The sequence below is a fragment of the Pseudalkalibacillus sp. Hm43 genome (genome assembly GCF_051842935.1).
Taxonomy (GTDB): domain Bacteria; phylum Bacillota; class Bacilli; order Bacillales; family Fictibacillaceae; genus Pseudalkalibacillus.
This window is the reverse complement of the sequence record NZ_JBPXRR010000002.1, coordinates 191,475-210,683: the sequence shown is the minus strand read 5'-3', so window position 1 is coordinate 210,683 and position 19,209 is coordinate 191,475. Positions and strand designations below refer to the sequence as shown.

The following is a 19,209-nucleotide window of genomic DNA, read 5'->3' as shown; positions in this document are numbered from 1 at the left end:
TAAAGTGATGACGGAGGAACAAGCGAAGACCAAAATCGAGGAATTAAGCACGGTCCTCAATCAATATAATTATGAGTATCACGTACTGGATAAACCATCCGTTCCCGACGCGGAATACGATGCGAAGCTCCATGAGCTCATGAAGCTCGAGCAAGAATACCCGCACCTGCGTCAGGAGGATTCTCCCACACAACGTGTCGGTGGAGAGCCGCTCGAAGGGTTTCAGAAGGTCGAGCACCGTACACCGATGCTCAGTCTCGGAAATGCCTTCAACGAGCAGGACCTTCGTGACTTCGATCGTCGTGTGCGTGAAGGGGTCGGGGGCCAAGTCCGATACGTGTGTGAATTGAAGATCGACGGTCTAGCTGTTTCGCTTCTCTATGATAACGGGCGTTTTGCGCGTGGGGCGACCCGAGGCGACGGTACAATAGGGGAAGACATCACGAATAATTTAAAGACGATCCGTTCTATTCCGCTCCGTTTGAAAGAAGAAGCGACGCTGGAAGTCCGTGGCGAGGCGTTCATGCCGAAAAGGTCTTTCACAAAGCTGAATGAAGCCCGTGAAGAAGAAGGTGTCGAGCTGTTCGCAAACCCTCGGAACGCAGCCGCTGGTTCATTGCGTCAGCTGGATCCGAAAATCGCCGCGAGCCGTAACCTCGACATTTTTGTCTATGGTGCCGGTCAATATGAAGGCGTGAACATCGAATCCCACAGCGAGAGCCTGGATTACTTGAGCAAGCTCGGCTTCAAGACGAACCCGGAATGGAAACGGTGTGACACGATTGAAGACGTGATCGAATATGTGAACGGCTGGGTAGAAAAGCGACCTGACTTGAACTATGAGATCGATGGCATCGTCATTAAAGTAGATTCACTCGATCAACAGGATGAGCTTGGAACTACCGTGAAGAGTCCGCGCTGGGCTGTCGCGTACAAGTTCCCTGCTGAAGAAGTGGTAACGAGACTTGAGGACATCGAGCTGACAGTTGGACGTACAGGAGTCGTGACACCGACGGCAATTCTCGAGCCAGTCCAAGTGGCTGGAACGACTGTCAAGCGTGCGTCGCTTCATAATGAAGACTTGATCCGCGAGAAGGACATCAAGATCGGTGACTATGTCATTGTCAAAAAAGCAGGCGACATCATACCGGAAGTCGTCAACGTCATTGAAGAGAAGCGTACAGGTGACGAAAAGGACTTCCACATGCCGACGCACTGTCCGGAGTGTGAAAGCGAGCTAGTCCGCATTGAAGACGAAGTTGCATTGCGTTGTATCAATCCGCAATGTCCGGCTCAGATTCGTGAAGGGTTGATTCACTTCGTATCGAGGAATGCGATGAACATTGACGGCCTCGGTGAGAAGGTCATCACCCAGCTTTTTAATGAAAAATTGATTGAGGATGTTGCAGACTTGTACGAGTTGAAACGGGAGGAACTCCTCCAGCTTGAGCGGATGGGTGAGAAATCCGTTGATAACTTGCTGTCAGCAATTGATGCATCTAAAGACAACTCGCTCGAGAAGCTATTGTTCGGACTCGGGATTCGAAATGTCGGTGCGAAAGCGGCTCGTACGCTCGCAGAACACTTCGAAACGATGGAAAACTTGCAAAAAGCCACTCGTGAAGACATCACGTCGATCCATGAATTCGGTGACATCATGGCGGATTCGGTTGTTCTCTATTTTGAAAAACCTGAAGTGGATGATTTATTGGATCACTTGCGACGTGTAGGCGTCAATATGGAATATAAAGGGTTGAAGCGCAGCGAAACGGAAAACATCGATTCCCCGTTCAGCGGGAAGACGATCGTTCTGACTGGAAAACTGCATCAACTCTCGCGTAACGAAGCGAAAGCAGAAATTGAACGGCTTGGTGGAAAAGTGACTGGCAGCGTGAGCAAGAGCACGGACCTGTTGATTGTCGGAGAGGACGCAGGTTCGAAGCTTACGAAGGCAGAGAAGCTCGGAATCGACGTCTGGGATGAACAAACTTTTATCAATAAGCTGAATAACTAAGGAGTGTGCAGTTTAGGGGATGTTTAAAAAGCTATTCGTAATTCTGAGTGCCTCTTTAATCCTTTTGTCTGGCTGTCTTCCGTTCGACAACTTGAAGAAAGATCCCGTCGTGGAAGAAGAAAGCGATAACGAAAATGAAAAAGCGATTCCGCTTCAAAATATCAATACGACTGATGATAAATATTATAAGTCGTTGAAAAACTATGAGCCCGGTGCAGCACGTGGAGAAATCGGTTATGGTGTCGACAACCGAATCGATATCGATGAAATGGAAACCGGATTGATGCGACTATCGAAGGGTACGTTTGCAATCGACGATTACTACTTCCAGGAAGGACAGTACCTCGATAAGACGACGATCCGGAACTGGTTGAAGCGCTCGAGTGAAAAAGAAGGGAAAGCAAGATCCGGCCTGATCCAAAAAGGCTTGAACCCAGGCTTTGACCAAGAGGTGTATGAAAAAGCCGGCGTCGATCAAAAGAAAGAAATGCACAGCAACAATCCGAAGATCCTTTCTTATATCCTTGAGCAGAACTACCTTAAGGACAGTGGAAAAGACAGCGTCAAGCTGGGCGGCATATCGCTAGCGTTGGCATTCAACTCGACTTACTATTACACCGTCCGTGATGAGAAAGGCCTTATCCATAAGGGAGACAAGAAACTCGATGCGGACGACGTGAAGAAGTATGCGGCGAAAACCGGTCAGGAAGTCGTAAATAGGCTTCGTCAGCATCCGGAACTTCAGGATGTACCGATTGTCATCTCCCTGTTTTATGAGGAAGAGCACGGTTCAGTCGTACCGGGGAACTACTTTGGAAAAGCTGTCGTGAAAGGCGGCTCGACGAAAGTGGACTGGGAAGACGTCGATGAGAAGTATTACTTCTTCCCATCTGGCAAAGCGGAAGAAGATCATCGAGAGGACTTCAACCGGTTCGTCCAGTTTGAAGGTAAAATTAAAGAGTACTTCCCGAACTATATCGGTGTAATCGGCGAAGCGTTGTACCGAAACGACCAGATCTCGAAACTGACGATCGAAATTCCGATGCAGTTCAAAGGGAAATCTGAGGTTATATCCTTCACGCAGTATGTAAATTATCTTGTGAAGCAATACTTCCCTGATGAGATTGTCGAAGTGAACATCAAGTCGTCACTCGATGAGCAGGAAAGCCTCATCGTGTCGGATCCATCGAAAGATGACTCCGTCGTCCATATTTATTGATTTCATTGAATCCTTGAACCGTTCGATAGCGGTTCAGGGATTTTTTCTTTTGACCAAAAGCGTAATCAATAGGATGATGACGCCGACTACGATACCGATCAAGCCGATGTAAGTCCAGGCGATCGCGAATATACCGCTGCCGATCGGGAAGGCGAGCTTGAAGAAAACCGCAGTGACGATGCCTTCTTCTACAACGAATAGGGTCAGAATCAAGAGAACCGACACATAGGGTTTTTTGATCACATAGAAGAGTGTAAGAGCGAAAATGAGTAGAAATGTAATGATATAGCCAGGTATGAGGATGTCGACATCAGACATGGTGACCCTCCTTGCAAGAATTCTTGTACGTTTTTGTATTCCCGAATTTCCTTTGTTTGGAACATCATTTGTGAAAGTGTGAAAACGGGAGATTTTACGAGAAAAATGAAGAAATATTAGGCTAGGCTAAATAAAATATTCTGACTATTCCTCAATGTTTGAAAGCGGAGATTTAATAGGGTAGAATGAGGTTGTAATTGAAAACTATGTATGCGTTTTCAATACTACTCTATTGGGAAATTGGAGGGGTTCATCTTATGGTAGTACCTTACAAACACGAGCCATTTACCGATTTTTCCGTTAAGGAAAATCGTGAAGCTTTTGAAGAAGCTTTGAAAAAAGTCGAGAAAGAACTATTAGGTAAAGACTATGACCTAATCATCAACGGAGAATATGTCTCTACGGATGAGAAGATTGTGTCTTACAATCCAGCAAATAAAGAAGAGGTCATCGGTCGTGTTTCCAAAGCGAACCAGGAGCTTGCTGAAAAAGCAATGCAATCTGCGGACAAAGCTTTTGAAACTTGGCGCAAGGTAGATCCTGAGGAGCGCGCAAACGTACTATTCCGTGCTGCTGCAGAAATTCGCCGCCGTAAGCATGAATTCTCTGCTTTGTTGGTAAAAGAAGCAGGTAAGCCGTGGAAGGAAGCAGACGCTGATACAGCCGAAGCAATCGACTTCCTAGAGTATTATGGACGTCAAATGCTCGAAATTAAAGACGGTAAACAGATCCAAAGTCGTCCAATTGAGCACAACCAATACAAGTACATTCCACTTGGAGTAGGGATCACGATTTCTCCTTGGAACTTCCCATTTGCGATCATGGCTGGAACAACTGTTGCACCGATCGTAACGGGTAACACTGTCATCCTGAAGCCAGCAAGTGCGACACCAGTCGTTGCAGCTTGGTTTGCTGACGTGATGTTGAAAGCTGGAACGCCAGCAGGCGTATTGAACTACTTGCCTGGTAGCGGTTCTGAAGTGGGAGACTATCTAGTCGATCACCCTCGTACACGTTTTGTCAGCTTTACAGGTTCACGTGACATCGGTACACGTATTTGGGAACGCGCTGCGAAAATCCAAGACGGCCAGAAATGGTTGAAGCGTGTCATCGTTGAGATGGGCGGAAAAGATACAGTATGTGTCGATGCTGACGCTGACCTTGATCTAGCTGCTCAATCAATCGTATACTCTGCATTCGGATTCGCTGGACAGAAGTGTTCTGCTGGTTCCCGTGCAGTCGTCCACCAAGACATCTATGATGAAGTATTGGAACGCGCAGTAAAATTGACGAAAGAACTCGTTACTGGTAACCCGATGGACCACAACACGTACATGGGACCAGTTATTGATAAAGGCGCATATGACAAGATCATGGACTATATCGAAGTTGGTAAAGAAGAAGGCCGCTTGATGGCTGGTGGTGAAGGTGATGACTCTAAAGGTTACTTCATCCAACCAACAATCTTTGCTGATCTAGATCCAAAAGCTCGCATCATGCAAGAAGAAATCTTCGGACCAGTTGTAGCATTCAGTAAAGCACGTGACTTCGATCACCTGCTTGAGATTGCAAACAACACGGAGTACGGTTTGACAGGTGCCCTTCTTACGAACGACCGTGAGAAGATCAAGCGTGCGAAGGAAGACTTCCATGTTGGGAACCTTTACTTCAACCGCGGTTGTACAGGTGCAATCGTTGGATACCAACCATTCGGTGGATTCAACATGTCCGGTACAGACTCCAAAGCTGGAGGACCAGACTACCTGGTACAACACATGCAACCGAAGACAACGTCTGAAGGATTGTAAGAAGAATAGATTTACATGCGGAACCCCCTCACTTGTTGAGGGGGTTTTTTATATTAGGTAGGTTTTGGTCGTCCTCGGCTTTTTTATGTGAAATTCTGTTTTGAGGGTCTCACAGCTCCTAATGTATGGTAATGTAAAAACGTTCCATATTTACAAAGAGTAGGGGTTGTGAGGTTGATGGAGTATTTTTTGATTGTACATATCATTACGGGGATGATCTGTATCATTGTCGGAGCGCTGGCAGCACGAGCCCGTAAACGAAAGGGAAAGCATACGTTATTGGGGGAAGTCTATCACGGTTCGTATGTGTTGGTATTTATCACCGCAGTCGTCATGTCAATCTGGAATTGGAATGAAAGCGCGTATCTGTTTTACATCGCACTGTTTTCCTATGGGCTAGCACTCATCGGTTATCTTGCTCGAAAACGGATGTGGAAAAATTGGATGCGATTGCATATCGGTGGCATGCTCGGCTCCTACATAGGTATCATAACGGCGACCATCGTCGTCAACATTGAAAAGGTTCCCGTGCTGAATGAACTACCAGTACTCCTATTCTGGTTCCTACCTACAATCATCGGAACACCGATGATTGCACGAGTGACCAAAAAGTATGTACGTACAAAGAAACGGAAGCTTCCTACAGCTTCTTAAATGTGGGAAATGAATAAAACATGCATCTACTAAAATGAGAAACACCGCTGATCAGCGGTGTTTTTTGATTGGACATCCCTTTGGGCGTACCAGGTACGCTCAGGGAAGCCTTGCAGGAGTAAGGATGCAAAACTGTGCCAGGTACCAATAAAGAACCGTTGGGGGCCAACGGGTTCATTTTGGTACCTGGCACTGCTCGCTTCTCGGAGTTTCCAAATGAATGGGTTTCATTTTGCTTTTGTGGGTATATAAAAGTATAGCGGCTAAAAATAGGCCTTTCGGCAGGTGTTATTGCATAATAATTTTCACGTTTAGGGCAAAATATAGGAGGGATGACATGTTGTAAATCACGATAATTGGTAAATAAATCCTTAAATTAATCTTCATAAATTTTTTTGAATAGATATTATATTATTCCCGAGAAAAGGCTTTCATTTCCATTTAAATTGAATAAATATACATCCGACTTGTAATTTAATAATTATCACAATGTTCTTAACATTATATTATGTTATGGTTTTTAATGGTGACAACAAGTGCGGAATATCGCGGATCGCGAGGAAGTTTTCATTTTGCATAATGATTGTATATAAACGTACAGGAGGTGCTCTCGTGGAAGAATTCAGTCTATCAGCAGCAACTTGGTTTTGGTTACTCGTACCCATGCCATTAGTCGTCATACTATCAGTCATTTCATATTTCGTAGAATCGAAGGGAGAGAATTAATTCATGGATTTACCTACGTTAACAACGTTTATAATCTATCTAGTCGTCATGTTGACGATCGGAATCATTTCCTATCGTCTAACAAGTAACTTATCTGATTATGTCCTTGGTGGAAGAAGCCTGACTCCGGGAGTTGCAGCACTCAGTGCCGGTGCCTCGGATATGAGTGGCTGGCTCTTACTCGGTTTGCCAGGTGCAATGTACGCAAGCGGAATGAGCGCAGCATGGATCGGAATCGGTCTATCTGTCGGTGCTTACTTGAACTGGCAGTTTGTTGCGAAACGTCTTCGTACGTACACGGAAGTTTCAAAGGATTCCATCACGATTCCGGACTACTTTGAGAACCGTTTCCGTGACAACTCGAAAATTTTACGTGTTATCTCAGCAATCGTAATCCTATTCTTCTTTACCGTATATACGGCTTCAGGACTTGTAGGAGGAGCGAAACTATTCCAATCTTCATTTGATATGACATATACGTCAGCACTTTGGATTGGTGCAATCGTCATCATCTCTTACACGTTCTTGGGAGGATTCCTCGCAGTAAGTTGGACAGACTTCATTCAAGGAATCTTGATGTTCTTAGCATTGATCATCGTACCGATTGTTGCCATTAACGAACTTGGTGGTTGGAATGAAACGATCAACCAGGTCGGTAACATGGACCCTGCATATGTAGACATCATGGCAGGTATGGGTGGTGCAGCAGGATTCTTCGCAATCGTGTCATCACTTGCCTGGGGTCTGGGTTACTTTGGACAACCGCACATCCTTACTCGTTTTATGGCGGTAAGATCACCAGAAGACATTCCGAAAGCTCGTGTAATCGGAATCGGTTGGATGGTTATTTCACTATTCGGTGCCATCTTCACTGGTCTAGCGGGTATCGCATACTTTGCTGATAGCCCACTTGAAGGTGCAGACGCTGAAACAGTATTCATCTTGTTCACGCAAGTATTGTTCAACCCTTGGGTATCTGGAATCTTACTTGCAGCGATCCTAGCGGCGATCATGAGTACAGTCGACTCTCAGCTACTTGTTTCATCAAGTGCTCTTGCAGAAGACTTTTACAAAGCGATCCTACGTAAAGATGCAAGCGAGAAAGAACTCGTTTGGATTGGCCGTTTCGCCGTACTTGGAATTGCATTGATTGCAATCTTCATCGCATCCGACCCGAACAGTAAAGTATTGACACTTGTTAGTTATGCTTGGGCAGGATTCGGTGCCGCATTCGGACCTGTTGTCATCTTGTCACTATTCTGGAAGCGCATGACGCGTAACGGTGCGCTTGCTGGTATCATTACTGGTGCTGTAACAGTTGTTGTTTGGAAAATGCTATCTACTCCACCTGAAGGAGCAGAGCAATCTGCAGCAGTCATTCCATTCAGCCTTTACGAAATCGTACCAGGATTCATCCTTGCGACTATTGCAATCTTGGTCGTAAGTATGATGGGTAAAGGACCAAAAGAAACAATCGAAAACGAATTTGACGAAGTTGTCGACGAAGTTTAATTCGATATAGAGTGACGAGGACTGGCCTGTAAGGGCCGGTCCTTTTTTGTTTTCATACCATTAATAAGCTTATGGTTTGACTGTACCCAAATATTGGGTATTTAAACTGAGAATCTTAGATCAGTACCAGGCACCATTTTTCGTCCTTAGAGCCTTAGGGGTTCAAAAATGGTGCCTGGTACTGAAAGTGATATAAAGGAGGAAAAGATGGATCAGTCAGTATTAAACAAAGCTTTTTTGACGATTTGGACGAGTCCACGTAAGACTATCCGCAGGATTTTAGACACTGGAAGCACCAAGTACATATATTTGCTTGCGGTTATAGCAGGGATCACAAGCACACTTAATCGTGCTGCGGGAACAGGAATGGGGGATGATACGCCACTATTGCCTATCCTTTTTTTAGCGATTATTTTAGGTCCCATCGGTGGAATCATTTCTATTCATCTAGGAGCCATTCTGATCCACTGGACGGGGAAATGGATCGGAGGAGCAGGAAGTAAGAGGGAGATAAGGATTGCTTATGCTTGGGCGTATGTTCCTACAATCCTAAGTTTAATCATCTGGATTATCGAACTCTTCATATTCGGGCGTGAGATGTTTACGTCAGAATTAGGCGTGATTGGGAGCAATCCTGGTATGACTACCCTTTTCTTTATTATTGGAGCTATTGATATTGTAATAATGGTATGGGGAATCATCATACTCATTAAGAGTATTGCTGAAGCTCAGCAGTTCTCCTCATGGAAAGCAGTAGGGAATATCTTGCTTAGTGCACTGGTTGTTCTTGTCCCAATCTTTCTAATTGGATTGCTCATCTTCTTTATCGTTACTTGAATACTGTAAGAAAGAAGGACCGAACTGCAAAAATCGGTCCTTTTTTACATCGTTAAAAATTTGAACGTGTCACTTCGCCGTTCCGTACGAGCTTCACAATCGAATGCCGGTTGGATAACAACACGCCGAATATGATGAAGAACGCACCTAATATCATCAACGGTGTGACCATTTCTTTTAAAAACAGATAACCTACGAAAATGGCGATGAGTGGTGATACATACAACCATGTCGACGGAAAGACGGGATTCGTCTTGGAGATGAGCCAATAGTATAGCCCGTGCCCACCGATCGATCCGATGAGGATCAAGTAAAGCATGGATAGCTGAGCGTTCGGGTTCGCAACGAGTGATGGGAAACTTGGTTTTTCCACAATGAAAGAAAAAGCCATCAGCATTAGTCCCCCGTAGAACATTTGCACACCATTCATAAGAAAAGGCGAGAAGCGATGCTCGGTCGCAAAGTACCGTTTTGAAAAAACAGAGCCATATCCATAGCCGAATTCTCCAATTAAGACCGCGATGCAACCAATCACCCACATGTATGAGATCGCGCTCGAAAAGCCGGGTAATGAGATGAAAAGAACACCGACGAGTGCGATGCCGAGCCCGAGAATCTGTACAGAATCCAGCGTAGCTTCTTTTCGTTGTCTTAGGATGAGCAGAATCATCATCGGTCCGGTAGCCGACAGGACCGCAGCAAGACCAGACGTAATGAATTGCTCTGCCCAGTATAACGTTGAGAACGTCATGAACGTAATGCAGAATCCCACGACAATCAGTGGTTTTGAGAGTAACGCTTGCTTCACCTGGTCTCGTTTTATCGCGAAGTAAGCAAGAACGAGCAAACCGGCGATGGTGAACCGGACACCACCTGATAAGATCGGCGTCGCTCCTGCTTCAATGCCAATTTTGATAAACAGAAAAGTGGTGCCGAATATAACACATACGAGCAAATAGTTGAGAAAGATCATATGAAAACCTCCTTTTAACGGTAAGAGAAGTATAAAACTTGAGGTGTATAACAGTTGGTGTTCATGTATAACACTTAGTCTTGAAAATGGTTCGCCGGTGAGGTTTACTAAGAGTAAGAGAAAAAGATTGCAAAGGAGGTGTCATCATGAAGCTCGTGGTGCAAAAGGAATCCGCCACGCCAATCCATCAGCAGATCTACCACCAGATTTTGAACCGGATTCAGACCGGATCTATGCCTGACGGTGAAAAAATGCCATCGTTACGGAAGCTGTCAACGGAACTGAAGGTCAATTACCTCACAGTGAACAAAGTGTATCAGCGGTTGGAAGAAGAGGGACATATCGAAATCCTTCAAGGAAAAGGGGCATTCGTAAAAAGTAAACACAAAACGAAGCCGTTTATAGAAGGAAGTGATGAGCAGGAGGTTTTCTCGACGCTTCTTCAGCGGTCTCAGTATTTGGTGAACCGGACGAAAAGCCATTACGATTTTTCCAAAGCGGTCGTGTCACCTGGACTGTTGCCGAGTCATTTTCTCGCGCAACAGACAAAGAAGATCCTCGATGACAACCCGATGATTTTAACGACTTATGGACCGGTGGAAGGGGATGAGGAGCTGAGAAGTGAGGTTACAAAGTATTTGGAACATCAGCTCGGATACAGGGCGGAAGCGGAGAACATCCTGATTACGAGCGGTGTCCAGCAGGGGATCAACATTGTGGCCAATACGTTTTTGACCGCGACAGACACGGTGGCGGTGGAAAGTCCATGTTACGGGGCGGCAATTGATACGTTCATGAACCGCGGGAATGCGATATTGCCGATCCCGATGGATGAAGAAGGAATGCGAATGGATGTGTTGGAGGAACAATGCGAGGTAGCTCCTCCGAAGCTCGTTTACGTCAATCCGACGTTCCAGAACCCGACAGGTCGGACGATGAGTGAGAAGCGTCGGAAAGAACTGCTCGAGCTTGCTGAAACATACGGTTTCTTGATCGTCGAGGATGATTCGTTCAGTGAAGTGTACTTTGATGGTATGCTGCCGCCGAAGCCAATCAAGTACTTTGATACGTCGGGGCATTGTATTTTCCTGAAAGGGTTCAGTAAGACGATGGCACCGGGAATCCGGATCGGAGCGTTAATTGCGGACGAGTCACTATATGAAGCTTTGTATATTTCGAAAGCTTCGATGGACGTCGGGAGCCCTTTGTTGAACCAGAAAGCGATCCTCCCGTTCATGAGGACGCAGCGGATGAAGGACCATCTCGAGAAGCTCAGGATTGCCTTGCAGATCAGAAGGGACATCACGACGGAAATTCTCGAAGTCTATTTGGAAGGCAAAGTGCAGTATGAACTTCCGAAAGGCGGATTGAACCTGTGGGTGGAGCTACCCGAGACGGTTGATGTAGGAGCCTTGCAAGTTGCAGCGAAAGGACACTCGATTTCTTTTTTACCAGGTAGCGCGTGCTATGTGACCGATGCGCCAACTCCATCGATCCGACTCAGCTACTCAACACTCAGTGACCGGGAAAATACGGAAGGGATCACTCAACTTGCCACGTTGATCGCCTTACAGCTGACGAATAATTAAAGGGGCGGGCGGTTATCCAGATCCTTGTTCTTGATGAAACTTCATTTGCGTGAGAAGTGGTTCGAAAGAGTGGAGAAGCGGTTCGAAAGAGTGGAGAAGCGGTTCGAATAGAGGGAGAAGTGGTTCGAAAGAGCGAAGAAGCGGTTCGAAAAAGCGGAGAAGCGGTTCGAAAAAGCGGAGAAGCGGTTCGAAAAAGCAAAGAAGTGGTGCGAAAGTGCGACGAAGTGATTCGAAAAAGCAGAGAAACAACCCGAAAGAGCGGAAATGTGGACTGAGGGATGCGAAATCAAAGTGGAATCCTAGTTCCCTGGAATTAAACGCCATGAGTGTGTTTGGGTCTTGTGTTGATTCTCTGCAGTTCTTTTTGGTATCATCAGTATATTGCAATACGTACGATTTTTTGGAGGTGGACGATTTGTCTCGAATTTCGAAAGAAGAAGTGAAGCACGTTGCGAAGCTTGCTCGTCTGGACATGACAGATGAAGAAGCGGACATGTTTACGAAACAGTTGGACGACATCATCGGTTATGCCGAACAGCTGAATGAACTCGATACAGAAAATGTGGAACCGACCACACACGTTTTAGATATGAAGAATGTTCTTCGTGAGGATGAAACGAAGCCTTGGCTCAACAACGAAGAAGCACTCAAAAATACACCAGACAAGCAGAACGGACTTATCAAAGTTCCAGCAGTTCTAGAGTAGGGAGGGAGAAAACGGACGATGTCATTATTTGATAAGAAGATCTCAGAGCTACACGAGTCTTTACATAAGAAAGAAATGAAAGTCAGTGAACTCGTTGATGCTTCCTTCTCTCGGATCCACCAAGTGGATGAGAAAGTGAAAGCATTTTTGACGTTGAATGAAGAAGCGGCGCGCGAACAGGCGAACTTCCTTGATAGTAAAATGGGGACCGACGAGATGCGCGGACTCTTATTCGGTCTACCGATCGGAGTCAAAGACAACATCTCGACGAAAGGCCTCCGCACGACGAACGGAAGTAAGCTTCAAGACAACTTCGTACCGGTCTATGACGCGACAGTCGTACAGAAGCTGAACGAAGCGGAAACCGTCACAATCGGAAAATTGAACATGGATGAATTCGCGATGGGATCCTCGAACGAAAACTCAGGATTTTTCAAAACGCGTAACCCATGGAACACGGACTATGTACCAGGTGGATCATCTGGTGGTTCAGCAGCATCCGTTGCTGCTGGAGAAGTCTTTTTCTCATTAGGATCCGATACAGGTGGTTCCATCCGTCAACCAGCTGCATTCTGTGGTGTTGTCGGACTGAAACCGACATACGGACGCGTATCCCGTTTCGGACTTACGGCATTCGCTTCTTCACTCGACCAGATCGGACCGATCACGAACACGGTTGAAGACAATGCGTTCTTGCTACAAGCGATTGCAGGTCACGACCCAATGGACTCCACATCTGCAAACGTGGACAAGCAAGACTACACATCAGCGCTCACAGGCGATGTAAAAGGTCTCAAAATTGCTGTACCGAAGGAATACATTGGTGAAGGTGTAGATGAAGAAGTCAGAAACCGCATCATGGAAGCCCTCAAAGTCTTAGAAGGCATGGGTGCTGAGTGGGAAGAAGTATCCCTTCCTCACTCCAAATATGGTGTAGCGACTTACTACCTGCTCGCTTCATCCGAAGCATCCTCCAACCTCGCACGCTTTGACGGTGTCCGTTACGGCGTAAGAGCGGAAGACGCGAAGAACCTGCTTGAGCTTTACAACAAAACGCGAAGCGAAGGGTTCGGGGACGAAGTGAAACGCCGAATCATGCTTGGAACATTCGCGCTAAGCTCTGGTTTTTACGATGCATATTATAAGAAAGCTCAGAAAGTACGTACATTGATCAAGAACGACTTCGACCAAGTCTTTGAAAAATATGATGTCATCCTTGGACCGACGACGCCGACGACCGCCTTCAAAATCGGTTCCAAAATCGACGATCCATTGACGATGTATGCGAACGACATCCTGACGATCCCTGTGAACCTTGCAGGCGTACCAGCGATCTCCGTTCCATGCGGACTTTCAAACGGATTGCCAGTCGGACTACAAATCATCGGAAAAGCATTTGATGAAAGCACGGTTTATCGCGTAGCGCACGCTTATGAGCAAGCGACTGACCATCATCAAAACAAGCCGGAATTGTAAGGGGGGACGAAGAGATGCATTTTGAAACGATCATTGGACTTGAGGTCCACGCAGAACTGAAAACGAACTCGAAGATCTTCTGTAGCTGTTCCACAGAATTCGGTGCACCGCCGAACACGAACGTGTGCCCGATCTGTCTCGGACACCCAGGGGTTCTACCTGTCGTGAACAAACAAGCAGTAGATTTCGCAATGCGCGCTGCGATGGCACTGAACTGTGAAATCACACGCGAAACGAAATTCGACCGTAAAAACTACTTCTATCCTGACAACCCGAAAGCGTATCAGATCTCGCAATTTGATAAGCCGATCGGACAAAACGGATGGATTGAAATTGAAGTTGATGGCGTTAAAAAGAGAATCGGGATCACGCGTCTTCATATGGAAGAGGATGCTGGTAAATCGATGCACGCGGACGACGGCACACACTCCCTTGTGGACTTGAATCGTCAAGGAACACCGCTCGTCGAGATCGTATCCGAGCCGGACATCCGTACGCCGGAAGAAGCATACGCTTATTTGGAAAAATTGAAAGCGATCCTGCAATATACGGAAGTTTCCGATTGTAAAATGGAAGAAGGTTCATTGCGTTGCGACGCAAACATCTCCCTCCGTCCAGTCGGACAAGAGAAGTTCGGTACGAAGGCAGAGCTGAAGAACCTGAACTCCTTTGCGAACGTTCAAAAAGGACTTGCGCACGAGCAAGTCCGTCAGGAAAAAGAACTGCTTAGCGGTGGAGAAATCCTGCAAGAGACCCGTCGTTTTGATGAGCAAACGAAGAAAACGATCCTCATGCGTGTTAAAGAAGGATCTGACGACTATCGTTACTTCCCAGAGCCGGATCTCGTTGGTCTTTCCATCGACGAAGATTGGATCGAACGCGTCCGCTCAGAAATCCCTGAGCTTCCGGACGTACGTAAGCAGCGCTACATCGAAGACATGAAGCTGCCTGCTTATGACGCGATGGTTTTAACACAGTCGAAGAAAATGTCCGATTTCTTTGAGGAAGTGCTCGCACAAGGTGCAGAAGCGAAAGCCGCATCCAACTGGATGATGGGTGAAGTGTCCGCATACTTGAACGCAGAGTACAAGGAGATCGACGAAGTCGCGTTAACGCCAGATGGCCTCGCGAAAATGATCGACCTGATTGAAAAAGGAACGATCTCTTCTAAGATCGCGAAGAAAGTCTTCAAGGAACTCATTGAAAACGGTGGCGACCCAGAAGTCATCGTTAAGGAGAAAGGACTTGTCCAAATCTCTGATGAAGGTGAGCTTCGCAAGATCGTGACAGGCATTTTAGATGAAAACGAACAATCAATCGAAGACTACAAGAACGGAAAAGACCGTGCACTCGGTTTCCTCGTCGGCCAGGTAATGAAGGCGACGAAAGGGAAAGCGAACCCGCCGATGGTCAACAAATTGTTAGTTGAAGAAATGGACAAACGATAACGAAATGTGCAGGGAAGCCCCATTAACGGGCTTCCTTTCTGATTGGAAAAATAATCTGCTTGTCCTGTGAAATTAGGACTTTGCATTTTGCATGACAGGTCACTATAATAAGATGAGTTAGAAAAAATTAGCACAAACCTGACACGAAACTGGAGCCTATGACGTAAACAGATAGATAGAAAGTTAAAAAAGGTGATCCTTATGAAACGAGCACGATTGATTTATAATCCGACATCAGGGCGGGAACAAGTGAAACGTCAATTGCCTTACATACTCGAAAAACTCGAGAAGGCAGGCTATGAAACGTCCACTCACGCCACTTGTGCCGACGAAGGTGACGCAACAAGAGCAGCAACGAAAGCAGTGGAGAGGGAGTACGATCTCGTCATCGCAGCTGGGGGAGACGGAACGATCTACGAAGTCATCAACGGTATTGCCGAGCTTCCGAACCGACCGAAGATGGGCATCATCCCGGCAGGAACGACCAATGACTTTGCACGCGCCCTAGGCGTCCCTCGTACGATTGAAGGGGCTGTGAACGTGCTGTGTGAAGGCGTCGACATTCCGGTTGATATCGGACGCGTAAATGGCAAATACTTCGTCAACATCGCCGGTGGCGGTAAGCTGACTGAGTTGACGTATGCGGTGCCGAGCCAGATGAAGACGATGATTGGCCAGCTTGCCTATTACCTGAAAGGGATGGAAATGCTGCCGTCGATCCGTCCGACGAACGTCAAGATCGAGTACGATGACAAAGTGTTCGAAGGCGATATTATGTTATTCCTTGTGGCGAATACGAATTCGGTCGGCGGTTTTGAAAAACTCGCACCACTGTCTGAGTTCAACGACGGGTACTTCGACCTTGTCATCTTGAAAAAAGCGAACCTGGCTGAATTCATCCGCGTGGCGACCCTTGCTATCAAAGGTGACCACATCCGAGATGAGCATGTCATCTATGAAAAAGCGAGACGCGTGAAAATCCATACGGATGAAAAGATGCAGCTGAACCTCGACGGGGAATACGGTGGGCTTTTACCAGGGGAGTTCGTAAACCTGAGACACCACCTGCAGATGATCGTCCCGAAAAATCGCTTCGAAACGAATATCGACTAAAGCAAAAAAGAGTTGATCCACTATGGATTCAACTCTTTTTTATTGAACTTTTACCTTGAAAGCATGCCTACATATATTCCGTTTCTTCCATTAGGCCTTTATATTTCATGCGGTAATAGAGTTTTACAATCAATAATAAAAACAATGAAATGCTGATGATCAGCAGTCCGATACTGCCATAGGCTATGCCTGCCCATCCTTTGACGAAAGTGATGCTATATACAAGAAGGGTTGCACCTAATTGGAAAACGGAATAGGGGAGGATATACCATTGCATTTTTTTGTGAAAATAAATGACCAGCCAACTGAAAATGATCCAACTGAAACTGATGGCAACCAACAGAACAATATCGGTCATAATGAAAGCCTCCTAGACGCTGCTTTTTCTTTTTATGTATGTGGCTAAGCTGAATATTAGGAATGGAAAGAGTGCAATCCACCAAAGAGTGGGTGAGCCAAGGAAGTAAAGGGTCGCGGGAAACAGGATAAACCCGCTAATCATGGTATAAGAATAGTCTCGCTTCGTGATGGAGTAGATCAAGATAACTAGCGATGCGATGATACAACCCCAGAAAAGAAACCCTGCACCAAAAAAGTCCATACTCAAAACCTCCTCTTATTGACATTATATACCTTCTTAAACCTCGTATCGAACATTATTCGTAGGAAAGTAGGTTACATTAACGATAATGACTATGAAAGGTCGGATAGAAATGAGCCTCTATGAATTATCGATTCGGTTAGTGCTGTCTTTCGTCGCTTTACTGATACTAACGCGGTTGATGGGACGGAAAGAACTGAGCCAGATCACTTTCCATAACTTTGTGTCTGCGGTGGCGATCGGAAACATCGCTGGGTCTTTGGCAGCCGACAATGCACTCAGTATAAGGAATGGGCTATATGGGCTTGTAGGATGGTCACTGTTCACAGTAGCCATTGGATATCTCAATCTCAAATTCCAATCATCCCGGAAGCTACTGAACGGAGATTCGCTCATCGTCATTAAAGGAGGAAAGATTGTAGAAGGAGCCATGTCGAGTGCCCGGTTGGACATGGATTCATTGAATATGATGCTACGATCGAAAAACGTGTTCAGCCTGGCCGATGTAGATTATGCGATCTTCGAAACGGACGGAACGTTATCGGTTATGAAAAAAGAGCAAAAGCAGACGGTGACCAAGGCAGACCTGAATTTGATGAGTTCAAAGAAAGTCATTCCAATCGGCACAGAAGTCATTTCTGATGGAGAAGTGTCCGAGGAGAACTTAGCCAAACTGAACCTGAATGTTCTATGGTTGGAGCAGCAATTACGGAAAGTGGACATCACCTCACCAGGGGAAGTGTTTTACGCTGAGGTGCAAAAAGATGGCTCCCTTTACGTAGACCGGAAAGATGAGTAGAGCCATTCGACAAATTTAAACGCACTTCAAACAAACGTTTGATTGAACGTAGATTCCGTACCTGGCACCGATTTAGAAGCCTTGATAATCAAGCATTTCTAATCGGTGCCAGGTACTTTTATGGTAAACTGATGGAAAAGTATACCATAAGGGGGCGTCAGTTTTGGGGAATTTCGAGGTAAAGGTGTTGGAGTTTAGAGGCAGTGCGTATCAGATTGGCTATAATCAGGGGAAGCAGTTGGATCCAAAGAGTCTATATTGGATGAAAGACTTTATGCACGTGCCGTTTGATGTGAACGAGACAACAGCGGTTTTCAAAAGCTTCGCTCCACATTTACTAGATGAGATTCAAGGCTTAGGAGATGCACTTGAGATGTCCTTCGAGAGAGCTTTGCGCTTGTTCAGCGGATACGACTTACCGAAGCTGGAAGCCATCGGCTGTTCTTCCAAAGTCACTCAGGATTATCTGGTACGGAACTATGATTTTTCTCCTGCGATTTATGATCATCAGCTCGTTTTCAGCCAGCCGACGGAGGCTGCTGCAAGTGCTGGATATACCCTTCACCAGATGGGACGTCATGAGAGCGTCAACGAGCATGGCGTGGCGACTGCTCTTCACTTTGTGAACAACGCGAACCAGGTGACGGGGTTTATGAGCAGTACAATCGTCCGGATGATGGCGGACCTGTGTAAATCGACGGATGACTGTATCCAGTTGTTGAAAGAGCTCCCACACGCTTGCTCCTACAATTATTCCATCGGGGACCAAAACGGAAATCATGCGGTTGTGGAAACGGCACCGGAAAAAGTAGTGGTTCGCTCAGGAGAAGAGGCGTTAGCATGTACGAACCACTTTCAGGATGCCGGAATGAGCCATTTCAACCGAGAGCGGCTCGGCCATTCAAAAGCGAGACAAGAAGCAATTGATACGAAGCATGCAGATGGGGAAGAGGTCTTCAAGTGGTTCAGTGATCCAGAATCACCGATGTTCTTTGAAGACTATGAGCAGTTCTTCGGAACACTACATACCTTCGCTTACCTGTTTGACGAAGACCGTCTCTTGACCAAAGTTGCGAAAGGTGAGACATTGGAGCTCAAATTCCAGGATTGGGTAAAAGGGAAACCGATACCCACAAATGTGTTAAAAGGTATGATGAGTACATATAAAAAAGCTTAATAAGGCCATCGACATCTTTCTCAACATTTCAAACAAACATTTGATTAAATGACCTAAACCACTGTCCTATCAACATTTGTAAAATCAAACAAACGTTTAATTAAAATTCATCGGTGCCAGGTACCATTTAGGATTCCTTGAATATCAGGGCTTCTAAAAAGGTGCCTGGCACTTCTAAGTGATGCTTAAAAAAATCATAAATAAGAATGAACTTTTTGTGGGGTTCACGACTCTAACAG

17 protein-coding genes are annotated in these 19,209 nt (G+C 46.0%); 14 read left to right on the top strand and 3 right to left on the bottom strand.

Annotation, left to right across the window (positions count from 1 at the left end; translation table 11 throughout):
* Positions 1–7: 7 nt before the first annotated feature.
* On the top strand, positions 8–2,014 hold the full coding sequence (ligA, locus tag ACSVDE_RS17385; RefSeq protein ID WP_439302235.1) for an NAD-dependent DNA ligase LigA: 2,007 nt from the start codon (positions 8–10) through the stop codon (positions 2,012–2,014).
* A gap of 19 nt (positions 2,015–2,033) precedes the next feature.
* Positions 2,034–3,233 carry a CamS family sex pheromone protein gene (locus tag ACSVDE_RS17380; protein WP_439302234.1) on the top strand — a complete coding sequence of 400 codons (1,200 nt, stop codon included), beginning with the start codon at positions 2,034–2,036 and terminating at the stop codon, positions 3,231–3,233.
* 33 nt (positions 3,234–3,266) lie between these two features.
* Here the strand turns inward: ACSVDE_RS17380 and ACSVDE_RS17375 are convergent, their stop codons facing one another.
* Entirely contained in the window at positions 3,267–3,551 is a 285-nt protein-coding gene (locus ACSVDE_RS17375; RefSeq protein ID WP_439302233.1) for a hypothetical protein, read from the bottom strand.
* 257 nt (positions 3,552–3,808) lie between these two features.
* Between ACSVDE_RS17375 and pruA the strand changes: the two genes are divergently transcribed.
* The 4 genes from pruA to ACSVDE_RS17355 all read left to right on the top strand — a co-directional run bounded on the left by pruA (position 3,809) and on the right by ACSVDE_RS17355 (position 9,088).
* Positions 3,809–5,359: an L-glutamate gamma-semialdehyde dehydrogenase gene (gene pruA, locus ACSVDE_RS17370; protein WP_439302232.1), complete on the top strand. Its 1,551-nt coding sequence runs from the start codon at positions 3,809–3,811 to the stop codon at positions 5,357–5,359.
* A 177-nt stretch (positions 5,360–5,536) separates the two neighbouring features.
* Positions 5,537–6,013: a DUF2306 domain-containing protein gene (locus ACSVDE_RS17365; protein ID WP_439302263.1), complete on the top strand. Its 477-nt coding sequence runs from the start codon at positions 5,537–5,539 to the stop codon at positions 6,011–6,013.
* 729 nt (positions 6,014–6,742) lie between these two features.
* The gene (gene putP / locus ACSVDE_RS17360; RefSeq protein WP_439302231.1) at positions 6,743–8,251 is read left to right on the top strand and encodes a sodium/proline symporter PutP; all 1,509 of its coding nucleotides are present in this window, start codon (positions 6,743–6,745) and stop codon (positions 8,249–8,251) included.
* Between the two features lie 207 nt (positions 8,252–8,458).
* Positions 8,459–9,088 (top strand): YIP1 family protein, encoded by a 630-nt coding sequence (locus tag ACSVDE_RS17355; RefSeq protein ID WP_439302230.1) that lies wholly within the window; start codon positions 8,459–8,461, stop codon positions 9,086–9,088.
* Positions 9,089–9,140: 52 nt separating this feature from the next.
* Here ACSVDE_RS17355 and ACSVDE_RS17350 read toward each other — a convergent pair whose 3' ends face one another.
* Positions 9,141–10,061 carry a DMT family transporter gene (locus ACSVDE_RS17350; RefSeq protein ID WP_439302229.1) on the bottom strand — a complete coding sequence of 307 codons (921 nt, stop codon included), beginning with the start codon at positions 10,059–10,061 and terminating at the stop codon, positions 9,141–9,143.
* A 146-nt stretch (positions 10,062–10,207) separates the two neighbouring features.
* Between ACSVDE_RS17350 and ACSVDE_RS17345 the strand changes: the two genes are divergently transcribed.
* The 6 genes from ACSVDE_RS17345 (at position 10,208) to ACSVDE_RS17320 (ending at position 16,393) form a co-directional block, all read left to right on the top strand.
* On the top strand, positions 10,208–11,650 hold the full coding sequence (locus ACSVDE_RS17345) for a PLP-dependent aminotransferase family protein (protein ID WP_439302228.1): 1,443 nt from the start codon (positions 10,208–10,210) through the stop codon (positions 11,648–11,650).
* A 56-nt stretch (positions 11,651–11,706) separates the two neighbouring features.
* Positions 11,707–11,925 (top strand): hypothetical protein, encoded by a 219-nt coding sequence (locus ACSVDE_RS17340; RefSeq protein WP_439302227.1) that lies wholly within the window; start codon positions 11,707–11,709, stop codon positions 11,923–11,925.
* A gap of 140 nt (positions 11,926–12,065) precedes the next feature.
* On the top strand, positions 12,066–12,356 hold the full coding sequence (gene gatC / locus ACSVDE_RS17335; RefSeq protein ID WP_439302226.1) for an Asp-tRNA(Asn)/Glu-tRNA(Gln) amidotransferase subunit GatC: 291 nt from the start codon (positions 12,066–12,068) through the stop codon (positions 12,354–12,356).
* Between the two features lie 18 nt (positions 12,357–12,374).
* Positions 12,375–13,832 carry an Asp-tRNA(Asn)/Glu-tRNA(Gln) amidotransferase subunit GatA gene (gene gatA, locus ACSVDE_RS17330; protein WP_439302225.1) on the top strand — a complete coding sequence of 486 codons (1,458 nt, stop codon included), beginning with the start codon at positions 12,375–12,377 and terminating at the stop codon, positions 13,830–13,832.
* Positions 13,833–13,846: 14 nt separating this feature from the next.
* Positions 13,847–15,280 carry an Asp-tRNA(Asn)/Glu-tRNA(Gln) amidotransferase subunit GatB gene (gene gatB, locus ACSVDE_RS17325; RefSeq protein ID WP_439302224.1) on the top strand — a complete coding sequence of 478 codons (1,434 nt, stop codon included), beginning with the start codon at positions 13,847–13,849 and terminating at the stop codon, positions 15,278–15,280.
* A gap of 201 nt (positions 15,281–15,481) precedes the next feature.
* On the top strand, positions 15,482–16,393 hold the full coding sequence (locus ACSVDE_RS17320; RefSeq protein WP_439302223.1) for a diacylglycerol kinase: 912 nt from the start codon (positions 15,482–15,484) through the stop codon (positions 16,391–16,393).
* Between the two features lie 67 nt (positions 16,394–16,460).
* Here ACSVDE_RS17320 and ACSVDE_RS17315 read toward each other — a convergent pair whose 3' ends face one another.
* Entirely contained in the window at positions 16,461–16,751 is a 291-nt protein-coding gene (locus ACSVDE_RS17315) for a hypothetical protein (protein ID WP_439302222.1), read from the bottom strand.
* 355 nt (positions 16,752–17,106) lie between these two features.
* Between ACSVDE_RS17315 and ACSVDE_RS17310 the strand changes: the two genes are divergently transcribed.
* Positions 17,107–17,793 (top strand): YetF domain-containing protein, encoded by a 687-nt coding sequence (locus tag ACSVDE_RS17310; protein WP_439302221.1) that lies wholly within the window; start codon positions 17,107–17,109, stop codon positions 17,791–17,793.
* 163 nt (positions 17,794–17,956) lie between these two features.
* Complete coding sequence (locus ACSVDE_RS17305; RefSeq protein WP_439302220.1) at positions 17,957–18,970, top strand: C45 family autoproteolytic acyltransferase/hydolase; 1,014 nt, start codon at positions 17,957–17,959, stop codon at positions 18,968–18,970.
* The last annotated feature ends 239 nt before the right edge of the window (positions 18,971–19,209 follow it).

Bases quoted from the DNA above. Each gene is read 5' to 3' on its own strand.
- ligA (WP_439302235.1), top strand. From the start codon at position 8: ATGACGGAGGAACAAGCGAAGACCAAAATCGAGGAATTAAGCACGGTC.
- ACSVDE_RS17380 (WP_439302234.1), top strand. From the start codon at position 2,034: ATGTTTAAAAAGCTATTCGTAATTCTGAGTGCCTCTTTAATCCTTTTG.
- ACSVDE_RS17375 (WP_439302233.1), bottom strand. From the start codon at position 3,551: ATGTCTGATGTCGACATCCTCATACCTGGCTATATCATTACATTTCTA.
- pruA (WP_439302232.1), top strand. From the start codon at position 3,809: ATGGTAGTACCTTACAAACACGAGCCATTTACCGATTTTTCCGTTAAG.
- ACSVDE_RS17365 (WP_439302263.1), top strand. From the start codon at position 5,537: ATGGAGTATTTTTTGATTGTACATATCATTACGGGGATGATCTGTATC.
- putP (WP_439302231.1), top strand. From the start codon at position 6,743: ATGGATTTACCTACGTTAACAACGTTTATAATCTATCTAGTCGTCATG.
- ACSVDE_RS17355 (WP_439302230.1), top strand. From the start codon at position 8,459: ATGGATCAGTCAGTATTAAACAAAGCTTTTTTGACGATTTGGACGAGT.
- ACSVDE_RS17350 (WP_439302229.1), bottom strand. From the start codon at position 10,061: ATGATCTTTCTCAACTATTTGCTCGTATGTGTTATATTCGGCACCACT.
- ACSVDE_RS17345 (WP_439302228.1), top strand. From the start codon at position 10,208: ATGAAGCTCGTGGTGCAAAAGGAATCCGCCACGCCAATCCATCAGCAG.
- gatA (WP_439302225.1), top strand. From the start codon at position 12,375: ATGTCATTATTTGATAAGAAGATCTCAGAGCTACACGAGTCTTTACAT.
- gatB (WP_439302224.1), top strand. From the start codon at position 13,847: ATGCATTTTGAAACGATCATTGGACTTGAGGTCCACGCAGAACTGAAA.
- ACSVDE_RS17320 (WP_439302223.1), top strand. From the start codon at position 15,482: ATGAAACGAGCACGATTGATTTATAATCCGACATCAGGGCGGGAACAA.
- ACSVDE_RS17315 (WP_439302222.1), bottom strand. From the start codon at position 16,751: ATGACCGATATTGTTCTGTTGGTTGCCATCAGTTTCAGTTGGATCATT.
- ACSVDE_RS17310 (WP_439302221.1), top strand. From the start codon at position 17,107: ATGAGCCTCTATGAATTATCGATTCGGTTAGTGCTGTCTTTCGTCGCT.